This window comes from Dyella silvatica, assembly GCF_026283955.1.
Classification (GTDB): Bacteria; Pseudomonadota; Gammaproteobacteria; order Xanthomonadales; family Rhodanobacteraceae; genus Dyella_C; species Dyella_C silvatica.
In genome coordinates this window covers 1-11,297 of record NZ_JAPDPE010000153.1, presented here as the reverse complement: position 1 = coordinate 11,297, position 11,297 = coordinate 1, and the positions used below count along the sequence as shown (strand labels likewise).

11 protein-coding genes are annotated in these 11,297 nt (G+C 60.2%); 3 read left to right on the top strand and 8 right to left on the bottom strand.

The window, feature by feature from the left end; all coding sequences use genetic code 11:
- The 4 genes from ppk1 to OUZ52_RS20885 form a co-directional block, all read right to left on the bottom strand.
- Nucleotides 1–1,621, bottom strand: a 1,621-nt coding sequence (ppk1, locus tag OUZ52_RS20900) for a polyphosphate kinase 1 (protein ID WP_266160502.1), incomplete at its 3' end; no start/stop codon positions are given.
- A gap of 144 nt (nt 1,622–1,765) precedes the next feature.
- Nucleotides 1,766–3,037: a phosphate regulon sensor histidine kinase PhoR gene (phoR, locus tag OUZ52_RS20895; protein ID WP_266160501.1), complete on the bottom strand. Its 1,272-nt coding sequence runs from the start codon at nt 3,035–3,037 to the stop codon at nt 1,766–1,768.
- A 123-nt stretch (nt 3,038–3,160) separates the two neighbouring features.
- Complete coding sequence (phoB, locus tag OUZ52_RS20890) at nt 3,161–3,850, bottom strand: phosphate regulon transcriptional regulator PhoB (RefSeq protein ID WP_266160500.1); 690 nt, start codon at nt 3,848–3,850, stop codon at nt 3,161–3,163.
- Nucleotides 3,851–3,985: 135 nt separating this feature from the next.
- Complete coding sequence (locus tag OUZ52_RS20885) at nt 3,986–5,692, bottom strand: M48 family metalloprotease (RefSeq protein WP_266160499.1); 1,707 nt, start codon at nt 5,690–5,692, stop codon at nt 3,986–3,988.
- A gap of 126 nt (nt 5,693–5,818) precedes the next feature.
- On the opposite strand from OUZ52_RS20885, the gene grxC reads away from it, so the two are divergent.
- The 3 genes from grxC to OUZ52_RS20870 all read left to right on the top strand — a co-directional run bounded on the left by grxC (nt 5,819) and on the right by OUZ52_RS20870 (nt 7,671).
- The gene (gene grxC, locus OUZ52_RS20880) at nt 5,819–6,082 is read left to right on the top strand and encodes a glutaredoxin 3 (protein WP_266160496.1); all 264 of its coding nucleotides are present in this window, start codon (nt 5,819–5,821) and stop codon (nt 6,080–6,082) included.
- Nucleotides 6,079–6,465 carry a carboxymuconolactone decarboxylase family protein gene (locus OUZ52_RS20875; protein WP_266160494.1) on the top strand — a complete coding sequence of 129 codons (387 nt, stop codon included), beginning with the start codon at nt 6,079–6,081 and terminating at the stop codon, nt 6,463–6,465. The genes grxC and OUZ52_RS20875 overlap by 4 nt, the downstream gene beginning before the upstream one ends.
- A gap of 189 nt (nt 6,466–6,654) precedes the next feature.
- On the top strand, nt 6,655–7,671 hold the full coding sequence (locus tag OUZ52_RS20870) for an isocitrate dehydrogenase (protein ID WP_266160493.1): 1,017 nt from the start codon (nt 6,655–6,657) through the stop codon (nt 7,669–7,671).
- A 57-nt stretch (nt 7,672–7,728) separates the two neighbouring features.
- On the opposite strand, the gene OUZ52_RS20865 is transcribed toward OUZ52_RS20870, so the two are convergent.
- The 4 genes from OUZ52_RS20865 to OUZ52_RS20850 form a co-directional block, all read right to left on the bottom strand.
- Entirely contained in the window at nt 7,729–8,202 is a 474-nt protein-coding gene (locus OUZ52_RS20865) for a carboxymuconolactone decarboxylase family protein (RefSeq protein WP_266160492.1), read from the bottom strand.
- Between the two features lie 34 nt (nt 8,203–8,236).
- Complete coding sequence (sigJ, locus tag OUZ52_RS20860; protein ID WP_266160491.1) at nt 8,237–9,133, bottom strand: RNA polymerase sigma factor SigJ; 897 nt, start codon at nt 9,131–9,133, stop codon at nt 8,237–8,239.
- Nucleotides 9,134–9,196: 63 nt separating this feature from the next.
- Nucleotides 9,197–10,141, bottom strand: a complete 945-nt coding sequence (locus tag OUZ52_RS20855; protein WP_266160490.1) for an aspartyl/asparaginyl beta-hydroxylase domain-containing protein — start codon at nt 10,139–10,141, stop codon at nt 9,197–9,199.
- 56 nt (nt 10,142–10,197) lie between these two features.
- Nucleotides 10,198–11,297 (bottom strand): class I SAM-dependent methyltransferase (locus tag OUZ52_RS20850; protein WP_266160489.1); only part of this gene is annotated, 1,100 nt, incomplete at its 5' end.

Below are 11,297 nucleotides of genomic sequence, written 5' to 3'. Positions count from 1 at the left end.
CTGCTTCGGCATGCGCTATCTCGCGCTCGATCTTCTCCAACACACTTTTGTACAAGGTGAAGGGCGAGTGCAGTAGGCGCTTGAGGCTGATGATCGGGCCCAGCCCGGAAAGCTGCAGAAATACCTTGTGCAGATCCTCGCCGATTTCCGCTTGGGCGGTCATCAGGCCGATGTCGGTATAGGCGCGGCTGTTCGCCTGATGGTAATTACCGGTCGACAAATGCACGTAGCGGCGCAGCACGTTGTCTTCGCGGCGCACTATCAGCAACATTTTGGCGTGCGTCTTAAAGCCGACGACGCCGTACACCACTTGCACGCCAGCCTCTTGCAGGCGGGTGGCGAGGCGGATATTGGCCTCTTCGTCAAAGCGTGCGCGCAACTCGACGACGACGGTGACGTCCTTGCCGTTACGCGCGGCCTCGACCAATAAGTCGACCAGCGGCGTGTCGGAACCCGCGCGGTAAAGGGTCTGCTTGATCGCCAGGACGTTAGGGTCTTGCGTGGCCTGGCGTAAAAGCTCGACGACGGCGGCAAAGGATTCATACGGGTGATGCAGCAACACGTCGCGCTGACGTAATACTTCGAACGTGCATTTGCTGGCTTCGAGTACACGCGGCAGGCGCGGTGTAAATCGCGGATATTTCAGCTCCGGGCGATCCAGCCGCTCATAAATGGTGCCGGCGCGAATAATGTTGACCGGACCATTGCAGCGATACACATCGGTTTCTTCCAGCTCAAAGTTCGAGGTCAGCATGGCGACGATGGCTTTGGGGCAATCATTGCCGATCTCCAATCGCACCGGACGGGCGTAGCCGCGTCCCAGCAGCTCCTCGCTCAGCGCGCTGGCGAGGTTTTCGACCTCGGCTTCTTCGACCATCAGCTCGCTATTGCGGGTCACTCGAAACTGATACGAGCCGGCCACTTTGAGGCCAGGGAACATCAAGTCGACAAAGCCTTGCAGCAGCTCGGCAAGAAAAACGTAGTGGTCGCCCGGTTCGCAGACTTCGTCGGGCAGACGAATAATGCGCGGTAGCGAGCGGGGCGCGCGCACCAAGGCCATATGTCCCTCGCGGCCAAAGGCATCGCGGCCTTTCAGCACTACCGCGATGTTCAAGGTCTTGTTGAGGATGCGCGGAAACGGATGTACCGGATCCAGTCCCAGCGGCGACAGCACCGGCAGCACCTCGTTCTCGAAATAGCCTTGCAGCCAATGCAGTTGACGTGCGCTCCAGCGATCGCGGGTAAGAAAACGGATGCCTTCGGCATCGAGTTCTGGCCCCAGCTCGTCCTGCCAGGTGGTGTATTGCTCGGCGGCCAGATCGAGCACGCGCTTGCGGATACGGGTCAGCAATTCGCCAGAGGACACGCCGTCAGGTCCGGCTGCTGCCGAGCCATAGCTATGGTGATGCTTGAGCATCGCCACGCGCACCTCGAAGAATTCGTCCAGATTATTGGCGACGATGCTTAGATAGCGCAGGCGTTCCAGCAGCGGTATCTGCGGGTCGCGTGCCTGGGCGAGCACGCGGAAGTTGAATTCGAGAGCGGCCAGTTCGCGGTTGAGGTAGAGCTCAGGGGCGGTTCGGTCGGCGATGGGCTGGGGTGTTGTTGGTTTACGGCGCATGGGGCCATTCTGGCGTATGGCGTGAAGAAGCTCATGCCGCAGCGCCGCGTAGTGTGATGGCTGACTGGGTTGCCATTCACGATGCTGGCCATTTCAAGGCCTGTTTCTGCGCAAAAGACGGCTCGATGCCCGCAGGGACCGATTTCAGACTTCGTCTGAGCCGCCGGGCTTGAGCAGTCGCTCGTGCCCAAAGCAGCACGAAAAGGTGGAGCCTTGGCCAGGCTCGCTTTGGATATCCAGCCGTGCCTGATGCAGGTTCAGCACGTGTTTGACGATGGATAACCCCAGGCCGGTGCCGCCGCTGTCGCGCGAGCGGCTGGACGATACCCGGTAAAAGCGCTCGGTCAGCCGGGCCAGATGCGAGGCCGGGATACCAAAACCGGTGTCGGTTACTGAATAGGTAGCGCCTTCGCTGGTACGCAGCCAGCGGATGGTGATGTTGCCGCCGGTCGGCGTATAGCGCACGGCGTTGCTGACCAGATTGGACAGCGCGCTGTGCAGATCTTTGACCGAGCCAAGCAGATCCATCTCGGCGGTGGATTCGAGCACGATATGGTGACGGCCCTGGCTAAGCGCTTCGGCCTCCCGGCGAATGGTGGCCATCAACGGAGTCATCTGGACCCGCTCTTCCGCCACGTGCTCTTGCGTCTCCAGCCGTGACAGGGTCAGCAGGTCTTCGACGATTTGTCCCATGCGCTTGGACTGCGCGCGCAGTTCACCCAGCACCGGCGCGAGCTCTGGCACGTCACTGGGATCGATCAATTCCAGATAGCCGTGGATTACCGTAAGAGGCGTGCGCAGCTCGTGCGATACGTTGGCGACGAAGTCACGGCGGATCTGCTCCAGCCGGGTCAGGTGGCTGATATCGCGTGCCAGCAACAGACGTTGGCGGCGGCCGAAGGGCAGCAGGGTAACGTTGATATGACGGTTCGGGTGTCCTGGCGCAGCGACGTCGTTAAGCGGTTCGTAGGCGCCATCTTTCAGCCAGCCGGCCAGCTCGGTCGTACTCAAGCGGTCGTGCAGGGTGGTACCCCGATCCTGTGGCCGGCGCAGGCCGAGTAAATCTTCGGCGGCATGGTTGAACCAGCGCACGTGTTGCTCGTTGTCGAGCAAAACCACAGCGTCCGGCAAATTACCGGCGGCGCTGCGCAAATCACGCAAGCTGGAGGCGATACGGCGGGAACGCGTCATGAAACGGTCATGCTGCAAAGGGCTGAAGCCGGGAGGGGCCGTCATCATGAGGTGAGTTTGATGACGGATTCGAGTCAGCAGTAAGACGATTTCCGCTACAGCGACAAGCGACACGCCGGCTGCCAGGTGACCGCCCGCCGACCATCCCAAGATGCCGCCCGCGACCAAGCCGGCGGCAAGCGCGGCCGACAGCTTCCAGGTGGTGGCGTCAGATGGTTGGGGCATGAAAGGCCTTGTGGCTGAGCTGGTAGTCGTCAAGCATCAGCAAAAGCCGGAGTCCCTGCAAGCGACTGATACCGGATCAGCCAGGCAGATGCCTGTCTGTCGGTATCAGCAAAGCCTTTGCGATCAGATGTTGGCAGAGAAACGGTAGCCGGCGCCACGCACGGTTTGCACCATGTCGTCCAGCTTCCATGGCTCCAGCGTTTTGCGCAGGCGGCGGATATGCACGTCGACGGTGCGTTCTTCGACGTAGACGCTGCCGCCCCAGACATGATCGAGCAACTGAGCACGTGAATAGACGCGCTCAGGGTGGGTCATGAAAAAGTACAGCAGCCGGTATTCGGTCGGGCCGATGACAACCGCATCGTCGCCGGCGAACACCCGGTGTGCCGGGCCATCGATGCGCAAGCCGCCCAGCTCGACCTGGCCGGAGCCGTCGTCGCCCTGGCTGCGGCGCAGCACGGCCTTGATGCGCGCGACCAGCTCACGGGTCGAGAACGGTTTGACGACATAGTCGTCTACACCGGCTTCCAGGCCATTGACTCGATCCATCTCCTCGCCGCGGGCGGTAAGCATGATGATCGGGATTTCACGGCTTAGTTCTTCTTTGCGTAGACGCCGGGCGAGTTCCAGGCCGCTGGTGCCGGGCAGCATCCAATCCAGCAGAATCAGATCGGGTACTTGTTCGGCAATAGCGAGCTGGGCGGCTCGTGCGTCGGCGGCGTGGGCCGCGTCCATGCCAGCTTTGCGCAAGGCAAAGGCGACCATGTCGCGGATCGAGGCTTCATCTTCAACGATCAGGATGCGTTTGTGCACGCGTAGGTCTGCTTTAGGTGGCCTGTGACGCAATTATTGCAGCGGTCCAATGTTACGCGGCGATGACACGTAACAAGAGGCGTGGATTTTTGCCGCAATTCTTACGAAGACCAGGCCGCCAAACGCCACTTTCCGTTAACGCTGGCCCGGTTCCAGGCTGAAGCATAGCCGTCCGCTGCAGCTTGTGCCGGAATTCTGCATCCGTTGGCTGCGACCGTCCGGATTGTCCTCGGTTTGCACCTTGTGCTTGCGCAGCTCCATCACCAGCGGGGTGAGGTCGCTGATCCGCGACTGGATACGGGCGCGGGCGTAATAGTCGAGATCGGGCCGGGTCAGCAGGCGTTTAAGCTGTTCCATGGCATCGAACGGGCGCCCGGACAGGTAGCTGGCATCCGCATAGGCCTCGCCAGCCCTTACCGGGTCGCCGGCTTTATCGCTGGCCAGGGCATAGGTGCGATAGATGTCCGGCTCATTGGCATCGTCCAGCATCGGCCGCAGCATATCGGCCGCCTGGGTCGCCTCCGCCTTGGAGCCGCCGTCAGTGAGCGCTTTGGCATAGGCCAGCGCAATCGCCCGGTTGCGTGGCGACAATACGTTCAGTTCGGCGTAAAGCGAGAGCGCTTGCGCCCGTTGCCCAGCCTGGAATTTGGCGTCGGCCAGGGCCAATTGCAGGATCTGGTTGCTGGGATGGGTCAGCAACAGCGGCTGTAACTCAGCCATGGCCTTGGCGCCGCGGCCACTGCGGGTGAGTGCCAGCGCATAGCCGTAATGGTTGGCAGGGGTGTCGAACTCACGCCGCTTCTCGGGTAGGGGGGCGGCGAAGCTGGATGCGTAATAAGTAGTCAATTGCGTGGCATCGCCCGATAGCACGCGGACACGTTCGCGCATCAGCGCATAGGTGTCGAGGTCGCCATGGTCTTGGTCGCGCTGGCTTAGCGAGGTGGCGTCTTTCACAAAGGGGATCGGGGCGGTGCTTTTGTCCCACTGTTTTTTGATCAGGGTAGAACTGCTGGGGCGCTGCTTTTGCAGGGCAATCAGCGCATCGGCGCGTGACTTGGCGTCACTGATGCGGGTCAGCGTGACGGGGTGGGTTTGCAGCAGCTGAGGCACATCGCGGTCGCCACCTGAGCCGACTCGCATGGTGTCTTGCATACGCTCGAAGAAGCCGGCCATGGCATTGGGGTCGAAACCGGCATTGGATAGGGTCTGGATGCCGGTTCGGTCTGCTTCGACCTCGTCTTTGCGGGTGAAATTGATCTGCTTCTGCATGAGCAGCCCCTGGCCGCCCATCATGATGGCGCTGGCGGCGTCGCCGGCATGGGCGCCGGCACCGGCGGCGATAGCCCCCAGCAGCACCAGGGCCAGTAGCGGGGCGTCTTTCTTGGAGGCCTCAAAGGCGCGCTGCAAATGATTTTGGGTGATATGGCCGATTTCGTGGGCGATCACCCCGGCCAGCTCACCTTCGTTGCGTGTGATGTCGATCAGCCCGGAATTCACCGCGATATAGCCGCCAGGGGCGGCGAAGGCGTTGATGACTTCGTCTTTCACGATGAAAAACGAGAAATGATCCTTGGGCTTGTCGCTGCCGGCGACCAGGCGATAGCCCAGGTTGTTGATGTAGTCATCGAGCATGGCATCGTCGACCACCATGTTCAGTGCGCGCATTTGACGCAGCATGGAGGCGCCGTAGTCCTGTGCCTCCTGCGGGGAGATCAGGGCATTGGCCGAACTGCCGAGATCGGGCAGGCGGACACTGTCCTGGGCGCCCGCAGCAAAGGCGAGACTGGCGCAAATAAGTGCGGTCAGAAGACGTGGGGCTAAGGGTCGTAGTGCCCTGCGCATAGGTAGGAGACAATACCATTGTCTGACCACGGCCCAGGGCAGCAGTTCGCCCTTGGGCCGACTTGTTTTTTAAGCTGAGGGTCCCAACTTTGCTGAACGTTTATTCAAAGATTCTGGAGTGCTGTCGTGCCCAAGATTGAGATGTATTCCAAGACCGTTTGCCCTTACTGCGTCAACGCAAAGAATCTGTTGAAAGCCAAGGGGCTGACATGGAGCGAAGTGCTGGTGGATACCGATCCGGAGCAATTCAAAATCATGCTTGAGCGCAGCGGCAACCGGCGTACCGTACCGCAGATCTTTATCAACGATCAGCATGTCGGCGGCTTTGACGATCTGGTTGCGGCCGATCGCAGCGGCAAGCTGGCTGAGCTGCTGGGCCAGACCCCATGAGCAAGGATCGCCTGGCCGAGTTCACCGCGTTTCGCCATCGGATGAATGAGCGGATCTTGTCCGAAGACAATCAAGTGGTGCGCCGCTTCTTTGCGCTGGACACACAGACCTACAAGGCTGGCGCGCTGGATGTAAAAACCAAGGAGTTGCTCGGCCTGGTCGCATCCATGGTGTTGCGCTGCGACGATTGCATCAGCTACCACGTAGCGCAGTGCAAGGAGGCTGGCGTCAATCGTGAGGAATTCTTCGAGACCTTTAGCGTTGGCCTGGTGGTCGGTGGTTCCATCGTGATTCCACACTTGCGCCGCGCGGTGGATTTTCTCGATCAACTGGAGGCTGGCGAAGGCGCCGGCGACGCCGAGAGCTGTGCCAGTCACACTTAATACAGGCCGGGGCCGCCAGGCCCCATCTCGGAAAAGGCGCTACGTGCGAGTTTTCGCAACGCTGCATACGAGTATATGCAACGCCTTACGGGTGTTCGGTGAGGGGCGTATCGGCGATAATTAAGCGGATTTCAGCCTGTGCGCGTTTCTCGCAGCACAGTTGCACGGTTCTATTCTGAGGAGTTTCCCATGAGCAAAACTATTGCCGTGATCCCGGGCGACGGTATCGGTCCGGAGATCATGAAGGCAACGCTGCGCGTGCTCGACGCGCTTGATTGTGGCCTCAGCTATGACGTTGTCGAAGCGGGCATGATCGCGCTCGACAAGCAGGGCGACCTGTTGCCTAAGGCAACATTGGACACCATCGCCAAGCACAAGGTGGCGCTTAAGGGCCCGCTTACCACACCGATCGGCGGCGGCTTTACCTCGATCAACGTGACCTTGCGCCGGCATTTCGACCTGTATGCGAATGTGCGTCCGGCGATCAGCTTCCCGGGCACCAAGGCGCGCTACGAGAACATCGACATCATCACCGTGCGCGAGAATACCGAAGGCGCTTACCTGGCAGAAGGCCAGACGCTGTCGGAAGACGGCGAGACGGCCACCTCGATTATCCGCAACACCCGTCGTGGCAGCACCCGCATTGTGCGTTACGCCTTCGAAATGGCAGTGAAAAAAGGCCGTAAGAAGATCACCGCGGTGCATAAAGCCAACATCATGAAGACCAGCTCGGGTCTGTTCCTCAACGTTGCCCGTGAGGTGGCGAAGGAATACCCGCAGATCGAATTCAACGAGATGATTGTCGACAACACCTGCATGCAGTTGGTGATGCGGCCTGAGCAGTTCGATGTGATCGTCACCACCAATCTGTTCGGCGACATTATTTCGGATTTGTGCGCGGGTCTGGTGGGTGGCCTGGGTTTGGCCCCGGGAGACAACATCGGTGCGGATGCAGCCATATTCGAGGCCGTGCACGGCTCGGCGCCGGACATCGCCGGCAAGGGCATTGCCAATCCGTGTGCCTTGTTGCTGGCGGCGGCCGACATGCTCGATCATCTGGGCATGGTCGAGAAGGGCGGTAAAATCCGTCAGGCGATTCGCGACACGATGGAGCACGACCGCGCTCACGTCACCCCCGATCTCGGTGGCAAGGGCAGCACGGAAAGCTTTGGCGAAGCCATCGTCAAGCGTGTCCAGGCGGTTTGATCGAACCGCCAACCGCTACGTGAGAGCCCCGCCTTGCGCGGGGCTTTTTATTGAGGGTCACGCGGCTTGCTGGGTTGCTGCCGGCTGATAATGTCCGGGCTCGGCACGGAATGGAATGGCGATGCGATTCCAGGCGTTGATCAGAACCGTCACCATGTTGAGATTCAGCAGCTCTTCTTCTTCGAAGCAGGCGCGCGCCTGGGCATAGAGCTCGTCGGAAACGCCATGCTCGCCGAGCCTGGTGACGGCTTCACACCATGCCAATGCGGCGCGTTCACGCTCACTGTAGAAGGGGGCTTCACGCCAGGCTTGAAGCAGATACAGGCGCTGCTCGCTTTCGCCGGCGGCACGGGCATCTTTGGTGTGCATGTCAATGCAGTAGGCGCAGCCATTGATCTGCGAAACACGTAACAGCACCAGTTCGATCAGGTTCTTTTCAAGGCCGCAATGATTGACGTAAGAGGCCAAACTGCGCAGCCCGGCGGTGGCTTTAGGGTAATCAAGATGTGAAAGACGGTTTGTCACGGTCATGCTCCAGTTAGGCCACGCAATGGGCCGTTCTTACCTAGGACGCATCACCGAGTGCGAACGTGACGGCGCGATGGATTCTGGCCAGCTTTTGCGGATGCCGCAGAGAGTGGATGGCAACGATTTGCTGCTGATCGGTTTCAATCCAGCTGACGGTAACCAGGGTGGCGTCGATCCAGGTGAACAGCGCCGGCGAGCCGTTGAGCCATTGCAGGCGATGCACGGCGTTGCTTTCCCGGTAGCGCTGGGCGACTTTCGTATAAAGCTGAACCAGCCGTTCACTGCCGTGCAACGGCCGCAGGGCTGCGCGAACCACGCCGCCACCGTCTGATAGATGCACGGCGTCGGCGGCAAACAAGGCCTTGAGAACCTCGGGTGTTGGCTCTTGCAGCGCGTGCATGAATTTCTCTAGCAAATGCTGTTGCGCTGCCGGTTCGTAGCTGAAGCGCGGCCGCCCTTCACGCAAGCGCTGCTTGGCCCGGTGCGCACGCTGGCGGCAGGCATCCTCGGTGATGCCGAGGATGGCGGCAGCCTCGGCATGGCTGTAATCGAACACATCACGCAGCAGAAACGCTGCACGCTCATCCGCGCTCAAGCGTTCCAGCAACAAAAGGAATGACAGGTTGAGGCTTTCACTCCGTTCCAGCTGGGATTCGGGCTCTTCGTCGCTGGCTATTAGTGGTTCCGGCAGCCAGGGGCCGGTGTAATGCTGGCGCTCGGTCTTGGCCCGGCGCAGCCGATCCAGGGCCAGGCGAGTGGTTACGGTGACCAGCCAGGCCTCAGCGTCGTCCAGCGCCGCCATGTCCTGGTTATGCCAACGCAGCCAGGCATCGTGCAGCACATCTTCGGCATCGGTGGGTGTGCCCAGCATGCGATAAGCCAGCCCGAATAAACGGGGGCGATGTTGCTGGAACAGGGCGGTTTGCGGGTCCATCGGATGTTCCGTCGGCATAGATTCAGATCAGACGCGCCAGCGGTTCAAAACGTGACAGCGGGTTTAACGCACCAGGGGGTAGGGCGCCAGAAAGACCAGCCAGATCATCAGCACGATGCCGATGTATTTCAGTACCCGGAACAGCTTGGGATATTTTTTCTTGAACACCCGGCTGCGTTCGCGGCTGCGTTGGTTCATCGAGAACATGCGGTTGACGAAGCCGGTCTTCTCCGCTTCGGAGTCGGTATTGGGTGATGCCGTGATCTTGCCCATGAAGGCGCCGACCCGGTGATTGATGGCACTCATCCAGCGCGTGCGCAACGGCCGCTCGACGTCGGCAAACAAAATCACCCGGGTTTGATCGGTGCGGTTCTCGGCCCAGTGGACGAAGGTCTCGTCGAACACGATGTCCTTGCCGTCACGCCAGGAGTGCACCTCACCATCGACAAAAATGCGGCAGTCATCCGAGTTCGGGGTGATCAGCCCCAGGTGGTAGCGCAGCGAGCCGGCAAAGGGGTCGCGGTGCGGATTGAGTTTGCTGCCTGGCGGCAGTAACGCGAACATGGCGGCTTTGACGCTGGGGATAGATTTCAGCAGAGCGACCGTTTTCGGGCACAGCGTCTCGGCCGAAGCTAATGGCTCGCCGTACCACTTGAGATAGAAACGCTTCCACCCTTGCTTGAAAAAGCTGTTGAAGCTGGCGTCGTTGTGTTTTTCGGCGGCCCGGATATGGCCTTCGTCGAAAAGTTGTAAGGCTTCGTCGCGGATGGTTTGCCAGTTCGCCTGTAGTAAATCCAGCTGTGGAAAGCCGCTGCGATCCAGGATCGGTCGCGCCGGTACCGCCGAGAAGGCGTACATCAGCAGGTTATAGGGGGCGAAGACGGCGGAATGATCCACCAGCTGGCGATCAAATCGCAGCCGTGCCCGGCCACGCAGATGCACCAGCAGTACGCATAGCGCAAACAGCACGAATAGAAGCAGCAGAATGAGTCGCGGGGCAAAAATCATGTCGGATGATGGGACGGCAATCGCAAAAGCGCATTCTACTCCCTGTTTGCAAAGGCTTAATGGCTGCTATGGGCGATCTTATTTAGCTGCTGCTGGGTAAGTTCGACGTGGCGTTGCGGGCTCAGAGGCAGGTAAACAGGCGTCGTGACGAGGTTTTTGTGCCGTAGCGAGGCAATCATGTTGGCGGTGGGGTAGCGCTCTTCGGCGAGTGCCAAAGTATCGATGGCCTCGACGCGATCAATGACGCCGCGGTCGCGCTCCAGCCCAGGGTCGAAGTTAAAGCCGATACGGCGTTCGACAAACGGCACGATGGCCGCACCGAAACTGAAGAACAGTTCGAAATCGAATTCCGCCAACAGGCAGCCGACGATGTCCTGGGCGCGTACGCCTTCGTTGGAATAAGCGGCGTGGTTGATCGAGCGGTAGCTGCTTTGCGGCGCGTTGAAATGGCGATCGAATTGCTGCTCAGGTGGCAGGCTTGCCCAGATGCGTTGTACTTCAGCCTCGACATCGGGCCATAGCTGATGTCCGTTGCGGCCGATGATGTCGGAGCTAAGTAAGCTGCCTTGTGGCGCAAGCGATTTGCGCAGCGACTGGCAGAAGATCTCCAGCTCGGTGACGTGGTGAAAGAACTGATTGACGATGATGATGTCTTGTGACGGTCGTTCGAACGGCAGATTGCAATCAAGCGTTTCGAAGCTGATCCATGGATCCAGGCCGCGCGCTTTGGTCGACTCGGCCGCGCTGCGCATCAGCCCCGGATTGAAGTCGACACAGTTGATCTGGGCCGTTACGCCGGCGGCGCGCAATTGATCGGCCAGGCCTATTTCCATGCTCGCGGCACCGGAGCCAAGGCTCATCACACGCAGCGGCGCCGAGCTCTGCTGCGCGGCTTTCAGAATGCTGTCGAGATAGAACGCTTCGGGCGAGCCAATGCCGAGACGCTGCGCCGTGGGCGCGAGATAGTGACCCGACCAATAGTGAAAAATCGCCGGCAAGGTATCGGATTGATATTGCGGTGTGAGGCTGAAGGCGACGCGTTCGGCCAGTGCCCGCAAACGGCGCCCCGCCGAGGAGGGCAGTACCCGTGACAGCCAGGCCACCGCGCGTTTGCCGGCGAGTCGATGGCGATAGATCAAGGCGGCCACGGTCATGC